This window comes from Gemmatimonadaceae bacterium (assembly GCA_020852815.1).
Classification (GTDB): domain Bacteria; phylum Gemmatimonadota; class Gemmatimonadetes; order Gemmatimonadales; family Gemmatimonadaceae; genus SCN-70-22.
Genome location: JADZAN010000018.1, coordinates 103,443 through 119,129 on the forward strand (window position 1 = coordinate 103,443; position 15,687 = coordinate 119,129).

The window sequence follows — 15,687 nt, forward strand, 5'->3', positions numbered from 1 at the left end:
GCGTCACCCGAAAGGATGATCTTCGTCGTCGAGGGCGAAAATCATTCGAAAGTCGAGTGCCAGGTGCGCGGCCGCGAGCCCTCGCCCGACTTCATCGCAACAAACTCGCACACGGTCGTCACCGGTTGAAACCGGTTCACGGAATCAGGCGGGAGTCCTTTCCCAGCTGCACCGCCTGCGTTCGGCGCTTGGCCCCGAGCTTGTCGAACACCCGGCTCGTGTGCGTCTTCACGGTGTTCTCGCTCACGTGCACACGCTCGGCGATCTCCCGGTTGCTGAGCCCCTCGGCGATGAGTTCGAGGACCTCCAGCTCGCGCGGCGTGATCCCGAGCCGCGCCACCTCCGCTTCATTGCGCTCGAAGGTTGCCGGCGCCGGGACAACGACCTCCACCTCGCGTACCACCACCGTCTCCACCGCCACGGCAGGGCGGGTGAGTCGCCTGCCGAGCCAGATCCCCACCGTCGCGAAGATCGTCGCCACGATCGCGCCGTAGATCTCGACCGAATGCGCCACGATGAGCCAGCGGTACTCTACCAGCTGCAACGCGGCGATGAGCGCCCCACCGAGGAGGCCGTAGAGGAGGATGAGCCGGCGCATGAGACGAGCGCCTGTCACGCCGCGTGGTTGCCCGTGTCGGGCGCGGGTCCTGGCATCGCCGCCTAACGTTCCAGTTTGAATCCGCTGTCCACCGCCGGGCGCGCGGGTGCGTTGGCCGCGTACCATCCGGTGAGGTACATCCACTGCGTCATGCGCAGGAGCTTCGCGTAGTCGATGCGCTCGGGGATGTCGAAGGCTGTGTGATAGTCGGGGTGCAGGTTCGTCGTGTACATCAGCGCCGGCACGCCAAGCCTCGCGTATGGCAGATGGTCGCTGCGGAAGTACCATCCCTCTGGATGCGTGGGGCGATCCCAGAGCGTATCGATCACGAACTTCCCCGTCTTCGCATTGGCAGCGAGCGCCCAGTTCACCAGGTCATTCGACCCGCGATGCGGCGGCTGCGCGCCAAGCAGTGCGGCGGTGTCGGGGTGATTGCGCCCGATCATGTCGCCATTGAGCACGGCGACGATCTGCGAGATCGGCACGACGGGATGCGCCGAGTGATAGCGCGACCCCAGCAGCCCCCGTTCCTCGGAGCCGTGGTGAACCCAAAGCACGGAACGTCTGGGGCGCTGGGCGACCATCGCCCGCGCCGCCGCGAACTCGGCCACCGACACCGAGGCGTTGTCGTCGGCGCCGGCGAGCACCGAGTCCTGCCCCTCGAGCAGTCGCACGCCGTTGGCGTCCTGGTGCGAGCTGTAGAGCACCCACTCGTCGCGCAACGTGGGGTCGGTCCCGCGCAGCCCGCCGATCACGTTTACGGACGGGACCTCGAAGCGCTCGAGACGGATGGAGAGCGCAACCGTGGGCTGCTGGCGGAGCATGTCACCCATTGCCGCGCGTACGAGGAACGATGGCGTGGGTCCAACTCCCGGCTGGGGGAGTGGTGCGATGCGATCCGAAGCGCCAGCGGCGCGCGGCGTCGCATGATCGACGTCGTAGCTCCCTCGTGCCCGCTGCACCGAGATCGCATCGAAGGCGGCGTCCACCGAGTCGCCCGCCACGATGAGGATCGCCGCTGCCCCGCGACGCGCCAGCGTGCGCGTCGTTGCCTGCACCGCCGCCTCGGCGTAGCGCACGCGTGTGGGGTAACTCGTCGAGCGCACCGATGCTGGAGGCGGCGTCACGACGGGGGTCGCCACGATGCGCCCGCGTACGTCGACGGTGGTGTCGGCGGCGTCGGCCAGCCAGAGCACGGTGCCCGCAGCTTCGAGCGGGGCGACCGTGTTGGCCACGATCTCCCCAAAGACCGGCAGCGACCGCCCGCCGATCGTCGCCGTGCTTGCCGTGGGGGACACGCGCGTACGCACGATGTTGAACCACTGGAACCAGCTCCCGTTCTCTCCCATCGGCTTGAGTCCGATGCGGGCGTACTGTTCGGCGACCCATATCGAGGCGCGCATCTCGTCGAGCGATCCGCCTTCGCGCCCGCGCATCTCCGGCGAGGCCATGGCGAAGAGGTCGCGCTTGAGGTCGGCTTCGCGGAGCGCGTTCCACGCGCGCGGGCGTGGCGCCGGCACCGGCGGCGCGGTCGGCGCTTGCGCCTGAAGCGCGGAGGCGAGGGAGCCAGACAGCGTGCCGGCGCACGCGGCGAGGATGAATGCCGCGCGGCGGGCACGGCGCGAGGTCGGAGAGTGGCGAGTCATGAGGGGTAATCAATGCCGTCGACCGAATGGCGCCAGAGGAGCGCGGAAATCGCCAGGCGCCCGGTGCGCGCCCGCAGCTCCGGTTGGTCGAGAAGCCGCCCCGACGGCTCGCGCCGAGCCATGGCACGTGTAGCTTCCCGGCGGCCATGCACAGGCGGTCCGCCAGGACAGCGAGTGTCCTGGACCAATGCGCGGTTGGGGAGGGTGGTAGGCACTGTGGTCAACGTGGTGTTCGCGAAGGGCGCTCACGCGCGTGACGAGTTTCAGCTCCATGCTCAATGCTGGTGCGCCGGTTCATGCGCGTCTCGCTCAGGTTGCCGCTGGCGGCGGCACTTGCTGTGTTGCAGGCCTGCCGCCCGTCGCACGAGACGTCGCGCGCCGGGAGTGACGCGGCGCGCGACGCCTCGCCGCAGCGCACCGGTACCACGCTCACCACCTCCGACACCGCGCTCGCCACCATCTGGGAGTGGGCGCGCGACAAGTCGAACGGATACGTGGGCGACGACGCCGATCCTGTCGGTCCGTGGTACGAGGCGGCGCTCCCCGGGCGCGAGGCCTTCTGCGTGCGCGACGTGTCGCACCAGAGCATTGGCGCGGAGATCCTCGGACACTCGCGGCAGAACCTCAACATGCTCCGCCGTTTTGTCGAGAACATCGCCGAGTCGAGGGACTACTGCACCTACTGGGAGATTGACCGAAGGAACAGGCCCGCCCCGGTGGACTACGCCTCGGATGACGACTTCTGGTACAACCTCAATGCCAACTTCGACATCATCGACGCGAGCTACAGGCTCTACCAGTGGACCGGGAACCGGACGTACCTCGAGGACCCGGCCTTCGACCGCTTCTTTCGGCTGACGTTGAAGGAGTACATCGAGCGTTGGCAGCTGCAACCCGACCGCATCATGCATCGCCCCGCCTTTCCCAATCTGCGGCCGGGAACGGTGAAGTACCGCAAGGCGCGCGGCATTCCCTCCTATGACGAGCAGCAGGACAGCCTCGTGTTGGGGAGCGACCTGCTGGGGATGATCCTGAATGGCTTCACGACCTATGCGCGCATCCTGGCCGCGAGAGGCGACAGCGCGGCGGGCACCCCCTACCTCGCGGAAGCTGCGCACTACAAGCAGCTCCTCGACGAACGCTGGTGGGACGAGCGCACGCAACTGTATCACGACTTTCTCCGCGCCAATGGCACCTTCACCCCTGGCGCCGCCAGCGGGAGCGACTTCCTCCTCTGGTACGGCGTCGTCGACGACCCCGCGCGCATTCGGCGCGCGCTGGCCGCGCTGCGCAATGCGCAGGTGGAAGTGCTCTCCTATCTCCCGATGCTCTTCTACCGTTACGGTGAGGACTCGGCGGCCTACTACTTCCTGCGTCGCCTTCACGCCGACCCGCGCCGCGACTATCCCGAGGCGTCGAGCGGGGCGGTGGAGGGGATCGTGCGCGGCCTGCTCGGGGTGGAGCCGTCGGCGCGCGATAACCGGATCGTGACTCTTCCGCACCTCACGCCGGCGACGGCGTGGGCGGCGGCGACCGGCGTGCCGACCTTCGCCGGCCCGGTCTCCGTCCGGCACGACGGCCTAACGAGCACCACCTTCATGCACAACGGGGCGCGCGCCGTGACGTGGCGCGCGGCCTTTCCGGGCACGGCGCGCGCGATCGTCGTCGACGGACGTCGCGTGACGGCAACCGCGGGGAGCGACGCCGTCGGTCATCCGTTCGTGTGGGTGGATGTGGAGGTGGCGCCAGGGCGTGAGATTCGCGCCACCGCCGTTTCCTAACGCCGACGCGTCCAGATCACCACGGTGCCGCACGCGGCGCTGGGGCCGTTGAACTCGTTGGGCGTCTCCGAGGCGCCGCGATACACCTCGATTGCCGCGATGTCGAGCGTGCCAAGCTGCTCGAAGTCGAAGGCCTCGCCCTGCATCCCGCTCGCGCGGCTCCCGTCGATGAAGACTTGCGCGAAGCACGGTTGCATCTGGCCTTTCCCTAGCGAACGGAAGCGTCGCGTGGCAATGCCATAACCGGCGCTCATCGTCCCGCGATAGAGCGGGACCACCTCCAGCCCCGGGACCTTGGCCACGATCACGTTCGTCAGCGACCCCTGTCCGCGCCGGGCGTTCATCTCCTCAGGGCCGAGGAAGACGCCAAAGCCCGCCGTGCGCCTGGCGGCGAACGCGCCTCCCGCAATCTCCATCGCCTCGGACTGTCCTTCCACCACCACGGCGGAGAGTCGCTGCGCCGCGCGCGTGAGCCGGATGTCGAGCGGCGGTGGAGCGGCGCTCCCCACCACCACGACTGTGCGCCGCGGCGCGAAGCCCAGTCGGCGCGCCGTGATCACGTGCACCCCGCGCGCGACGCCATCGAGGACGAAGCTCCCTTCGGCAGTCGTGCGAACCGTCGTCGACGAGTCGGCGTCGAGCTGCAACTCCACCTCGGCGAGCGGCACGGCGCTCGAGTCGCCCAGGCGCACCGTCCCCGTCAGGCGCACCGCTGCGGCGCGCTCCACCTGCTGCTGTGCCATCGTCACGCTTGCCGGCGCCGCACCCGCAACCGCAGCGATGCGCCCCGCGCTGTCGGCCGTCAGTTGCAAGACGGACAGCGTGGCACCCAGGGTCACCGGCCACGACCAGTCGTCCCCCCCGGCCCCGGCGCGGCGAAACGACACCGAGGCACGCGGCGGGACGGCGCAGATGCGGAAGACACCCAGGCTGTCGGTCGTGAAGTCGGCCACGAGCGTGCGGCCGCGCAACACACCGTTGGCTCCCTCGGTCGAGTACTCCATCCACCGGGCCTCGAGGGCGCGGAGGGCGGCGGCTCGTCCTCCCTCGACCACGAGCCCAACCAGCGACAGCGACTCGGCGTCGCGCCCGCGCCGAGCGGCGCACACGGCGGCACCCTGCGTGCGCGCGTCGGGGATAGCGAGTCGCAGCGGCGCGCCCGGCAGCTCGGCGACGCGGACCTCGACCTGGTGAAAGGCTGCCGTGGCCGTATCGGTCCCCGGCGACGTCACGCGCAGGCGATAGCGCCCTGGAATCACGGGCGCGATGGCGAAGGCGCCGTTGGCGTCGGTACGTGTGCGCAGCGACGTCCCGAGCAGCGATACCTCGGCCGAGGGAATCGCGCGCCCATCGGCGGCGATCACCTCGCCGAGCAGGCGCGCGAGTGGGGTGCCTGACGAGTCCTCGAACACCACCCCTCCCTCCTCCGACACGGCGACCAGCGAGTCGTGCGTCTCCCCCGCCATCGGGCGCCCGCGCCAATCGGTCGTGCGCCCCGACTGGAGCATCACCGGCACGCGCAAGCGCCACTGCGACACGTACCAGGTGCCGTCGGAAGCGTGCGCGAAGCGGACGCTCCCGCCGAGCGAGTCCGACGCGGTTCCCACGGCTGTCAGTCGCGGATAGCCGAACGTGATGTCGCGCAGCTCGCGCGACGCGGCGTCGAGCCAGAAGACGCCAGCGATGCCGCGCGCCGTGAAGTCGCGCCGTGGCCAGAAGCGGAGCCCCAGGTGCGGCGCGCTTGCGGTCGAATCGCTGGTGGTGATCGCGAAGCAGTGCTGCCGGATGAAATCGCTGGCCATGACCGTCGCGGCGTCAGGGGCGAACAGCTCCAGCCCGCCGTCGTCGGTCTCGCGCACGAACCCCTCGCGAGCGAGCGTGGCTGCGGTGGCCGCGACGAATGGTGCGACCTGCCCACCGCGTTGCACCTGGCGCGATTCCGTGCGCAGCAGTCCACTCCCCGGCGCAAGCTCGCGACGGAAGCGCATGATCCCCGCGGCGCTCACCGCGGCCTCCGACAGTTGCGTCGCGCTCAATGCCGTCCATACGTCGCTCCACAGCGCCGCCCCGCCAGCTGCCAGCGCGTCCGGTGCGGTGCAATCACTTCGCTCGGCCACGCGCACCGCCGCCACCCGCACCACGTTGCGTGCCAGCTGAAAGTCGGTGCGTACTGTCTCACCGGCGTTGAGCATGACGGTGCGCTGCTGTCGCGCGAATCCGATCGCGCGCGCCGTCACCACGTACGCGCCGGGGCGCGGAGCCGCGAGTTCGTAGCGTCCGCTGACGTCTACGCGCGCTCGTCGGAAAGGATCGCCGCTGTCGCCGACTTGCAGCGATACCACGGCGCCGGCCAGCGGTCCGCCAGAGGCAGAGTCGGTCACCGTCCCGCGCGCCACCTGCGCCGCGAGGTCGGTGCGCGGCGCGAGCGTGAGCAGCGCCAACGCCGCCAGCGACGCCTGCGCCGCCAGCGACGCCAGCGCGCGCCTCGTCATGCCACGGCGCACTTCTTCACGGTATCCCATGTGCGCGTCGTGACGTCGGTCCCGAACGTCTGTTCGATGAGCGCCATGAACACCGGCCCCCTGGGGTGCGCGACATACGCCGTGAACACTTCGCGATCCTGCATGCCGAGAATGCTTGCCCCGTCGCGCTCGATCGGGAAGCGGAGCCGGCCAGTGAACGGCTCCCGCAGGAAGGTCACCACGCGCTTTGCACCTGGCGGTACGTCGAGCGTGGCGTAGGGATCGGCGTCGAGCAGCGCGCCGAGGAACTCCGACGGACGCAGGATGACCCGGAAGGAGCGACCGACGGTGGACTCCAGCGCCGACTCGACCTTGCGCACGAGCGTTGCCTCGAGCGCCGCGCGCGTGCTGAAGGCGACGTTGCCGCTGGCCAGGACGGTGCGAACGTCACCGAAACCCGCGTGGTCCATCGCGGCGCGCAGCTGTGACATCGACAGGTTCTGCGGGCTCACCCCGCGGAGAAAGGCGACGTAGCGCGGCATGCCGGAGAAATGACAGCGTGGACGCGTGGTTCGCTACGGCGAGCGCGCGGGTGGGACGGGACGTGACGCGTCGCAGGTGAAGCACTCGAAGGCCAGGAAACGGATCGTCATCGCGATCGCCGCCGCGTCGTTCATCAGGAACGGGTGTGCGGCGCTGACCACCGCAAAGTCGCGCATCCCATCGAGACGCGCGTTGCGCACGGCGACCTTGCCGTCGTCCTCACCGGGGATGATGAGCGACAGGATCCAGTTCACCGAGCGCGTTCCGGCAATCACGCCCACCGGAAAGCTCGCCGCTCCGAGCCGCCGTGGCGTGGCCGTGTCGGCGGTCCCCAACTCGCGCCCGGCCGGTCCATTGAGCATGCGAAACAGGCGCCAATCCCCCAGCGCGTCGACCACTTCGCTGCCGCGATTTGGGGGGCCGAGCATCACCACGCGCCCGATGCGTGGCATCGCGCCGCTCGCCGCGAGCTGCCGCACGACGATTCCGCCCAGCGAGTGCGTGACGAAGTGCACGCGCGCGTCGGCCGGTGCGCACGCCGCGATGCGCGGGGCCACGTAGTCGCGGGCGAGCGTCGCGATGTCGTGTTCGCGCGATGGATAATCGATGTTGCATACGTGGTAGCCGGCGTTCGCCAGCGAGCGCGCCATGTGCTCCATTGACCCCGAGCTGCGCGCCAGTCCATGCAACAGCACGACGGTCTCGCCCGAGGCCGGCGCCTGCTCGGCCACGTGCACCGGGGCGCAGCCGGCGAGCGCCGCCGTCACCGCCAGTTGCAACACCGCCAGCGCACGCCGCGACCGCCGCCTGGATCTCGAGGCGATGAGCGGGTGCAGGGCGGCACTTGGGGTATGGCGCATGGGTATGTGGCGGGGTGTCACTCGATCACGATGCGAATGCCGGCGGGCGGGCGCAGGCACCCCGGAAAGCTAGCGTGGGGTGCGGGCTTGCACCTCCCCTGCGTGATTCCCGGGAGGGGTGCGCGCTGCGAGCAATCGTGGGCGCGCTCTTTTCGGAAGAGCTTTCAACACGGAGGACACGGGGGGAAGTGCCACGGAGAGGTCCACCCCGAATCGGGGTGGGCTTCGGCGCCGAGCACTTCCCCTCCGTGCTCTCTACGGTGAATGAGCTCTTCAGTGTCTACCATCGCGCGCCCCAACACGGACGTGGGCGATAGACAGTCGCAGTCACCGCAGCTCATCGAGGTCCGCGACAGCGCTCACCCGCCACGTTCTCTCCGCGAGCTGGGCCCTCGCCCACGATGCAATCGTGTCGCGGTCCTGATCCGTAAGCTGCGCCGACTCGGACATCAGGACATAACGGGGAATGTCGCCGCCGCCGCTGCAGACGAGACCTGACTCTCCTGAGAAACGCCACAACGCCACCTCGAACTGTTGCCTGGACGCGTCGGGCGTCCCGGGTGGCCACTCGATGGAGAGGATGATGCCGAGTGAGGGACAGGCGCCGCTCATCCCCCTGCGCCCCCGAAGAATCGTTCCGTCACCTCTGGCGACGGCGGGGGCGTCCACAGGCTCACTCCAAACATCAACAGCGCACTCACCAACACCCCCGCTTCGGCCGGGTCGAGCCCCAGCCAGTACGGCGTGCCGAAGCGCGACCAGACCAGGCACGCCACCATCCCGCCCAGCATCGACGCGATCGCCCCGGCGCGCGTGGCACGGCGCCAGTTGAGTCCCACGACGACCGGGATGAAGAGGAACGACACCATCAGCTTCGCCGCCCAGATGACGATGAAGTTCACCAGGGAGAGCTGCCGGAAGGCGAGCAGCACGGGGATTGCGCTGAACGTGACCACGGCCACGCGGCTCGCCAGCACCTTCGCCCGTTCGCTCGCGCTGGGGACGAGCAGCTCGGCGTAGATGTCGTGCGAGACCGCGGATGCCACCGTGAGGAGGATCGCGCCGCCGGTGCGCGTGAATGTCACGACCGCCGCCAGCAGCACGAGCTGCCCGATGGCCGACGGCAGGACGCTCATCCCCAGCACCGGCGTCGCCAGGTCGGCTTGCGGCAGGAAGGGCATCGTCACTCGCATCGACAGCCCGAACAGGAGGACGCCGATCCCCACGCACGCCTGGAAGAAGAACGAGTAACCGATCGCCAGCCGCGTCGCGCGCCGGCTCTGCATGGAGTAGATGGCCGAGATCTCGTACGGCGATGCGGCAAGCCCGAGCCCGATCGCCATGGAGATCGCCAGGAGCTGCCGCCACCCGAACCAGTTGCCGCTCAGTCGCGGATCGATCGACGTGATGGCCTCACCAACGGCGTGCAGGCCACCCAGATGCGACAGGAGGAAGGGGACCGCGAGCACGTACCCGCCCAGCAGCAACACTGCTTTGAGCAACCCTACATACGCATTGCTGTACATCCCGCCCAGCACGGTGTAGACCGTCGTGATCCCGGCCACGAGGAGGACGGCGCGCTGGTACGGCATTCCGCCAACGAGCCCGAACAGGAGTCCGCCGGCCTGGTACTGCGCCGAGAGCATCATCGCGTACACGACGAGGATGAAGACCGCCGAGATCGCGCGCGCCGCCTTGCTCTCGAAGCGCTCGGCGAAGTAGTCGGGCAGGGTAAGCCCCGCGATGCGCCGGATGCGCGGGGCGACGAACAGCGCGGCCACCACCCACCCGATCCAGGTCAGCGGCCACGTCCACGCGTAGCTGATCCCCGAGAAGTAGTGGAACCCCACCATCCCGATCGTGGCGCCCGCGCTCACCTGGTTGGCCATCAACGTGGCACCGCCCAGCAGCGGCCCTAACGAGCGGCCCGCCGCGAGGAACCCCTCCTCGGTCGAGGCGCGGCGGTAGTTGTACAACCCGATCCCGCACACCAGGGCGAGGTACGCCCCGACGACGAGATAGAACGTGGTGAGGTGCGCGCCGGTCATGTGTCCGACTCCGACTGGCGCAGCGCCCACCACTGGTACACGGGAACCCACACCACGAGGATCGCCACGAGGAGCCAGAAGCGCCACGAAAGCCCGCCGTCGTCGCCACGAGGCACCGTCTCGCCACAACGCGCCGCATCGTCCGTCAGGCGCACATGCACGAACGACGGCAGCGCGACCAGGCGAGCGCTCCACGTGCGCGAACCCTCGTGCTCGAATCGCGGGAAGGTCACGGAGGCGCGGTCATCCGGGACGCGCACCGTCACCTGCACGTTTCCCAACCGGGCGTTGGCGCCGCGCGGAATGGGAAAGGTGGGGATCACGATCGGAACATCGACGGCGCCCGCCGTACGCGTCACGGTGTAACGCAGCGCGAAGCCGGTGCGCGTCCCGCGCGCTGAGGTGAGCGTATCCGCGAGCGCGCGCCAGGCACCGTCTGCGCGCGCGGCGAGCGAGACAACGGTCGCGCCATCGTCGAGGAGCACGTCGCCCACGCTGGCGCAGGGGCGCGCCAGGTACTGGAACGCGGCGCGCCGGCTGGTGTCGCCGCTATCGGCCGCCAGCCGCACGCGCGTCACCACCTGCCATCGATCGCTGGTATCGGCGTCGATGGTGACGAGAACGGCCACGCTGTCGCTCCCCGGCGCAGCGGTGGCGGGCTGCTGTGCAAAGCTCGCGCGCGCGATGAAGGTCGACAGCAGCAATGCGGTCGAGCCGGCGATACTGCGCGCGTATCGGCGCGCCACGCCCTGCGAATACCTCTCACGCGTCAGTCGCACGCGCCGTCAGTCGTCGTACGTCGTGGCCTGCGACGCGTCGCCCATCATGAAGGCGTAGTCGCCGGGATGGATACGCGTGCGATAGTTGCGGCACAGCACGACGATGTTGCGCGCGAATGGCGTCACCATCGTCTCCAGCGTCTCGAAGGTGTACGGCGAGACGATGTCGGCCAGCGGCTCCCCCTCGCCCAGCTCCTCGCCCGGCGTGAGCACGCGTCGCGGGACGCAGATTCCCCCCTGGCGCGGGCGCATTACCTTCATCACTCGCATCAGGCGCTGCCCGGCGCGACGCTCCACCGCCCCCTCCAGCACGCCAGCATAGCGCAGTTGGTTGAGCACTCCGTTCACCCCGTTCTCCACGTGTAGCGCCTGCGACTGGTACCCTCCCCCGATCTCCACCACCATGCAGCGCACCCCTTGCTTCTCCGCATACGTCGCGGTCGTTCCCGAGTACATCTCGGCGGGCTTGTACAGGAGCGCAGAGCTGAAGGCGCGCGACAGTCCTTCATCGTTCACCACGTAGCAGTAGTCGACCCACGGAAAGGTGCCGCCGCAATGGATGTCGACGAGGTAGTCGAGGTGGTCGATGAAACCATGGGCGATCGCGTGCGCCTGCTGCTCGCCCAGCCAACCATCCGGCGCACCGGGAAAGAGGCGGTTCATGTCGAGCATGTCGATCGGCGTATTGCGCGAGATCGCTTCCATCGCCAGCGGGTTCGCCACGCCAAGGATCCAGAGCTGTCCCGCCAGCTGCGCCGGATCGAGCCGTTCCCATAGCTCGCGGGCGATGAGCAGCCCTTCGAACTCGTCGCCGTGAATCATCGCCGAGACGCCGACCGTGGGCCCGGGGCGCCCTCCCTCGATGATGTGAATCGTGAGCGCGAGCGCATGACCGCTGGCGAGCGTCGTGATCGGGACGTTGAGGCGCGAACGCCCGGGAGAGAGCCGGGTGCTCACGATGGACGAGTCGTTGGGCATGCGAGGGAACGCTGGAGGATCGGTGCGACGTCGGTCGCCTATTCTACTCCGCGGGTGCGCCGGGCGTGAGCGGCGGCACGTGCGCCGCGACACGAGGGCGGGAGCTGGACAAGCGCAAGCGAACTCCTTGCGCTGGGGACGCGAATCGTCATCGTCATGACGACGTCGATGGAGCAGCCGGACCGCAGGGACCGACTTCGACCGCCACTGCGATCGCCTTCGCCCAGCACCTCACTATCATCGTTCGAGCCCAATGACCAATCATCGTCAACGGCACTTGCTGCGCAGCATCCTTGCGGCGCTCGCCCTCGCCGGGACCATTGCGCGGGCACAGTCCGCCGCCGCGCAGGCCAGCGAGGCCGCTCCGATAATCGCGCGCGAGCGCGCCGCCGACATCGTCCGTCGTGTGCAACGCATTGCCACGCCCGAGGGGATCGATACACTCTTTCCCGTGCAAGTGGGGGACAACAGGCAGTGGATCTCCATCCGCGGGCTCAACCGGCACAACCCCGTCCTCGTCTTCATCCACGGAGGGCCGGCGTCGCCCACCATGCCCGAGGCCTGGGGCTTCCAGAAACCATGGGAGGACTTCTTCACCGTGGTGCAGTGGGACCAGCGCGGGGCCGGGCTGAGCTTCGCCGGGATCGACACCGCGCGCGCGGCGAAGGCGTGGACCGTCGATGACATCGTGTCCGACGCCGTGGTTGTGATCGACTCGGTGCGACACCTGTTAGGCAAGCGCAAGGTCGTGGTGATGGGGCACAGCTGGGGGAGTATCGTTGGCGTGACCCTGGCCGCGCGACGTCCTGACCTGATGCATGCCTACGTCGGCGTGGGGCAGGTCATGGCGTGGAGCCAGGAGAAGGCGCTCTATGATCGCGTGATGGAACTCTCGCGGGCGCATCACCTCGACAGCGCCATTGCCGATCTCCAGCGCATCGCTCCCTATCCGCGCCCCGACGGAAGCAACGCCTTCCAGGGGGCCATGGTGCTGCGCCGGTGGGCAAATGGCTTCAACGGCGGGTGGTACGGGCAGCCCTCGCTCGACATCACCGAGGAGATGGCGTTGCTGTCGCCGTCGTACGACAACGCGGGACTCCTGGTCGCGCGAAAGGCGCCGGCCTTTGCCTCGCCGCGGCTCTTCGGCGCCCTCCTCACCGTCGACCTGCGACAGTACAAGCGCTTCAAGGTTCCCGTCATCGTCCTGCAGGGGCGCTACGATCTCTACACGCCGTATGCCGTTGCCCGCGACTGGGTCCCCATGCTGCAGGCTCCGGTGCGCCGGTTCATCACCTTCGAGCGCAGCGCGCACTACCCCATGCTCGAGGAGCCGGGGCGCTTCCTCATGACGCTCGTGCAGCATGTATTGCCGCTGACGGGCGAGGCGAGGACATTCCCGCTGGGGCCGGACGCGCCACGATAGGCGGTACGCGCCTCACAACCCGAGTGCAGGAATCGGTTCTGCACACGCCGTGCGTCAGCGCGAGACGACCGTCACCACCAGGCCAGGGAACGGGGTCGGGTCGCCATTGCCCAACCGCACATACGCCACCACATCCGTCTTTCCCACGGCACGGGCGGTGATGCGGTCGGTGGCCGAATCGACGTGCAGTACCAGAGTATCGACGGCGCGCCAGAAGGTGGCCGGGTTCCAGCGCTTGCGCCCGCCGCAGCTTTGCAGCTGTATCGAGCGGTAGAAGGAATCGCCGGGATGCACGACCGGATTGACCGGGCGCACCCGCCACAGGTGCGCCGGTCACAGCACGGCGGTGCGCGAACGCAGTAGACTGTTGCGCTGACAACTCCGCGACTCACGCCCTCGCTTCGATGCGCCCAACGCTCGCCGGCCTCTCCCTCGCACTCCTGGTCCTGCTCGGCTGCAAGGTCGAGAACGCGCTCGACTTTCACACCACACCGCCGCCGCCGCCGCGTGGCTATGCCGTCCTCGTCGATGTCTCGGCGCTGCGAAGCAGGGCCGCGTCCGCGACTCCCAACAGCAACTTTGCCGACGCGCTGAGCATCGTGCGCCTGGTCGACTCACTCATGACGCCGCACCTCGAGCTGGCCGCACTCGCCCTCGATAACGCGGCGACGCACACCGTCACCCAGCCCTACGACTACTGGACCTGGCCGTTCGACGTCACGCGGGGCGGCGTTCACTACACCGGCAAACTCCTGGGCGGGCGGCAAGGGACGTTCAACGCGTTCCGCCTTGCCATTTCGTCGACGAACGCCTCGCCGCCCTTTGCCAACTTCACCCTGCTCAACGGCCAGCTCGACTACCTCAGCACGCAGGGCAGGTGGTACGTCTACGACCTCAAGAGCAGCGCGACCGATCCCGTACTGGGGATCGCATGGGTGAAGACAAACACCGGGGTGCAGATCGCCATCGAGCGTCCGCAGGAGCTGTACGGCTACGAGATCAACGGCGGCGTCCATGCCCTCAGGCGCATGGGCAATCTCCCGGCCGACGCCTTCAGCCTCATCTGGACGCCGGCCGATGGCGCAGGGAAGGTCTCGTTGGGCAGTGCCGACTACCGGTGCTGGGACGCGCAGCAACGCAACGTCGCCTGCTAGGCGCAATGGCGACGTGCGCCCTCACGCCCGCACGCCAAGTGGTGCGGGCAATAATCCGGCGGACAGCGTCACCACCTCCTGCCCGGCGCGAAACCAGTGAGCCGGCCTTGGCCCCGCCAGCTGCACGTCGCTCCCGCGCACCCGCAACCAATCCCCCTCCGGGACCCCCAGCACATGCACCGCCGAGTTTGCCACGAGAAACTCGGCCAACCGCTGGGCCCGCGTCTCCCCCTGGTGACCGGCCGGAAGCTCGTTGGTGAAGTGCGGGTTGACCTGAAAGTCGAGGAAACCCAGCGCATCGAAGCCGCGGGGATCGACGATGGGCATGTCGTTCGTCGTGCGGATGGTGGGGCAGGCGAGGTTGGAGCCCGCGCTCCAGCCGATGTACGGAGCGCCCGCGCGCACCTGTCGCTGGATGCGTGGCAGCAATCCCGCGTCGCGGCACTCCTTGAGCAGGTGAAAGGTGTTCCCGCCACCTACCATCACCACCTCGCACTCCTCGAGCACCGCTCCCTCATGCGCCGACCGGATGTCGAGCCGCAACGGCTCGAGCGCCGAGCGCACGTTGTTCGCATAGTCGTCCCACGACACCGTCACGCCGGCAAACGGGACGAAGAAGATACGTCGCCGCTCGCCGACGATCTCGGCGATCGCGTCGAGTGCGTGCGCGAGATAGGGCGCGCCGGTGTTGCGCGAGTTGCTCAGCAGCAGGAGTTCCACTACGCCCCCCACGAGGACACGAGTTCCGCCGTCACGCGCGCCGCGATGGCGTTCGAGAGCAACACCGGGAGTCCCGACGCCTCGACCGCTACCTGCCGATGGAACTCGGTGTAGCCAATGCAGTCGAGGACGATCGCCGCCGTGCCGCGTTCGCGTAGCGTCGCGGCGCCCACGCGCAACGCAGCCACGTCGTGTGCGTACGGCGACGCGGCCGCGTAGATCGGCGGCTGCACCATCGCCCCCCACTTCCCCGCCTCCGACGTCACCTGCGCCGCATCCGGGACCATCACGCCTAACGCTCGCCCACCCACGATGGCCTTGAGCAGGGGAGGGATCACCCGGTCAGGCTCGACCAGCCACGCCGCGCGCGTCTCCAACCCGTGGAAGACGCCCGTGCACAGCACGACGATCACGCCGCACCCCTGCGATTCGAGCGTCTGCACCAGCGTGCGCACCGCCCCCTCGACGCGCGCGCCGTCGAGCCGCACGCTCGTCCCGTCGAGGAGTCGTGTCACCAGCAGGCGATTGCCCGCGCGGTATCCGAAGCGTCCGGCGATCTCGTCAGGCGCAAGTCCGTCCAGTACTCCCACGTGCAGGCACGACGTCGCCGCCGGGAGGTGGCTCTCGAGAATCGGCGTCACGTCGCTTCGCGGCGCCTGCCCGATGGTGATCGTGCCGACGAGCGGGCGCGGCAT

The 15,687-nt window shown here is 68.8% G+C and carries 14 protein-coding genes; 3 read left to right on the forward strand and 11 right to left on the reverse strand.

Going from position 1 to position 15,687, the window contains the following annotated elements:
• Nucleotides 1-136 precede the first annotated feature (136 nt).
• Together IT359_10460 and IT359_10465 are read right to left on the reverse strand one after the other, a co-directional pair.
• Nucleotides 137-724, reverse strand: coding sequence for a response regulator transcription factor (locus tag IT359_10460; protein MCC6929400.1), 588 nt, complete (start codon nt 722-724; stop codon nt 137-139).
• Nucleotides 661-2,244, reverse strand: coding sequence for a M28 family peptidase (locus IT359_10465; protein ID MCC6929401.1), 1,584 nt, complete (start codon nt 2,242-2,244; stop codon nt 661-663). The genes IT359_10460 and IT359_10465 overlap by 64 nt, the downstream gene beginning before the upstream one ends.
• 296 nt (nt 2,245-2,540) lie before the next feature.
• On the opposite strand from IT359_10465, the gene IT359_10470 reads away from it, so the two are divergent.
• Nucleotides 2,541-4,025 carry a hypothetical protein gene (locus IT359_10470; protein ID MCC6929402.1) on the forward strand — a complete coding sequence of 495 codons (1,485 nt, stop codon included), beginning with the start codon at nt 2,541-2,543 and terminating at the stop codon, nt 4,023-4,025.
• On the opposite strand, the gene IT359_10475 is transcribed toward IT359_10470, so the two are convergent.
• The 6 genes from IT359_10475 to IT359_10500 form a co-directional block, all read right to left on the reverse strand.
• Nucleotides 4,022-6,517 (reverse strand): carboxypeptidase regulatory-like domain-containing protein, encoded by a 2,496-nt coding sequence (locus IT359_10475; GenBank protein MCC6929403.1) that lies wholly within the window; start codon nt 6,515-6,517, stop codon nt 4,022-4,024. The genes IT359_10470 and IT359_10475 overlap by 4 nt on opposite strands.
• Nucleotides 6,514-7,029 (reverse strand): DUF1697 domain-containing protein, encoded by a 516-nt coding sequence (locus IT359_10480; protein MCC6929404.1) that lies wholly within the window; start codon nt 7,027-7,029, stop codon nt 6,514-6,516. Before IT359_10480 ends, IT359_10475 begins: the two co-directional genes overlap by 4 nt.
• A 33-nt stretch (nt 7,030-7,062) precedes the next feature.
• Nucleotides 7,063-7,890, reverse strand: coding sequence for an alpha/beta fold hydrolase (locus tag IT359_10485; protein MCC6929405.1), 828 nt, complete (start codon nt 7,888-7,890; stop codon nt 7,063-7,065).
• Nucleotides 7,891-8,498: 608 nt separating this feature from the next.
• Entirely contained in the window at nt 8,499-9,938 is a 1,440-nt protein-coding gene (locus IT359_10490) for a sodium:solute symporter family protein (GenBank protein MCC6929406.1), read from the reverse strand.
• A complete protein-coding gene (locus IT359_10495) occupies nt 9,935-10,717 on the reverse strand; it encodes a hypothetical protein (protein MCC6929407.1) in 783 nt (260 codons plus the stop codon). Before IT359_10495 ends, IT359_10490 begins: the two co-directional genes overlap by 4 nt.
• A 6-nt stretch (nt 10,718-10,723) precedes the next feature.
• Nucleotides 10,724-11,695 (reverse strand): succinylglutamate desuccinylase/aspartoacylase family protein, encoded by a 972-nt coding sequence (locus IT359_10500; GenBank protein ID MCC6929408.1) that lies wholly within the window; start codon nt 11,693-11,695, stop codon nt 10,724-10,726.
• A 253-nt stretch (nt 11,696-11,948) separates the two neighbouring features.
• On the opposite strand from IT359_10500, the gene IT359_10505 reads away from it, so the two are divergent.
• Nucleotides 11,949-13,118, forward strand: coding sequence for an alpha/beta hydrolase (locus IT359_10505; protein MCC6929409.1), 1,170 nt, complete (start codon nt 11,949-11,951; stop codon nt 13,116-13,118).
• A gap of 54 nt (nt 13,119-13,172) precedes the next feature.
• Here the strand turns inward: IT359_10505 and IT359_10510 are convergent, their stop codons facing one another.
• Entirely contained in the window at nt 13,173-13,433 is a 261-nt protein-coding gene (locus IT359_10510; protein MCC6929410.1) for a hypothetical protein, read from the reverse strand.
• 89 nt (nt 13,434-13,522) lie between these two features.
• Here IT359_10510 and IT359_10515 point away from each other — a divergent pair, with 89 nt between their 5' ends.
• A complete protein-coding gene (locus IT359_10515) occupies nt 13,523-14,272 on the forward strand; it encodes a hypothetical protein (protein ID MCC6929411.1) in 750 nt (249 codons plus the stop codon).
• Nucleotides 14,273-14,293: 21 nt separating this feature from the next.
• On the opposite strand, the gene pepE is transcribed toward IT359_10515, so the two are convergent.
• Both pepE and IT359_10525 read right to left on the reverse strand, forming a co-directional pair.
• The gene (pepE, locus tag IT359_10520; GenBank protein MCC6929412.1) at nt 14,294-14,992 is read right to left on the reverse strand and encodes a dipeptidase PepE; all 699 of its coding nucleotides are present in this window, start codon (nt 14,990-14,992) and stop codon (nt 14,294-14,296) included.
• The gene (locus tag IT359_10525; protein ID MCC6929413.1) at nt 14,992-15,687 is read right to left on the reverse strand and encodes an AroM family protein; all 696 of its coding nucleotides are present in this window, start codon (nt 15,685-15,687) and stop codon (nt 14,992-14,994) included. Before IT359_10525 ends, pepE begins: the two co-directional genes overlap by 1 nt.

Excerpts from the sequence above, each read along its gene's own strand:
- IT359_10460 (MCC6929400.1), bottom strand. The coding sequence starts at position 724 with ATGGTACGCGGCCAACGCACCCGCGCGCCCGGCGGTGGACAGCGGATT.
- IT359_10465 (MCC6929401.1), bottom strand. The coding sequence starts at position 2,244 with ATGACTCGCCACTCTCCGACCTCGCGCCGTGCCCGCCGCGCGGCATTC.
- IT359_10470 (MCC6929402.1), top strand. The coding sequence starts at position 2,541 with ATGCGCGTCTCGCTCAGGTTGCCGCTGGCGGCGGCACTTGCTGTGTTG.
- IT359_10475 (MCC6929403.1), bottom strand. The coding sequence starts at position 6,517 with ATGACGAGGCGCGCGCTGGCGTCGCTGGCGGCGCAGGCGTCGCTGGCG.
- IT359_10480 (MCC6929404.1), bottom strand. The coding sequence starts at position 7,029 with ATGCCGCGCTACGTCGCCTTTCTCCGCGGGGTGAGCCCGCAGAACCTG.
- IT359_10485 (MCC6929405.1), bottom strand. The coding sequence starts at position 7,890 with ATGCGCCATACCCCAAGTGCCGCCCTGCACCCGCTCATCGCCTCGAGA.
- IT359_10490 (MCC6929406.1), bottom strand. The coding sequence starts at position 9,938 with ATGACCGGCGCGCACCTCACCACGTTCTATCTCGTCGTCGGGGCGTAC.
- IT359_10500 (MCC6929408.1), bottom strand. The coding sequence starts at position 11,695 with ATGCCCAACGACTCGTCCATCGTGAGCACCCGGCTCTCTCCCGGGCGT.
- IT359_10505 (MCC6929409.1), top strand. The coding sequence starts at position 11,949 with ATGACCAATCATCGTCAACGGCACTTGCTGCGCAGCATCCTTGCGGCG.
- IT359_10515 (MCC6929411.1), top strand. The coding sequence starts at position 13,523 with ATGCGCCCAACGCTCGCCGGCCTCTCCCTCGCACTCCTGGTCCTGCTC.
- IT359_10525 (MCC6929413.1), bottom strand. The coding sequence starts at position 15,687 with ATGCCGCGCCCGCTCGTCGGCACGATCACCATCGGGCAGGCGCCGCGA.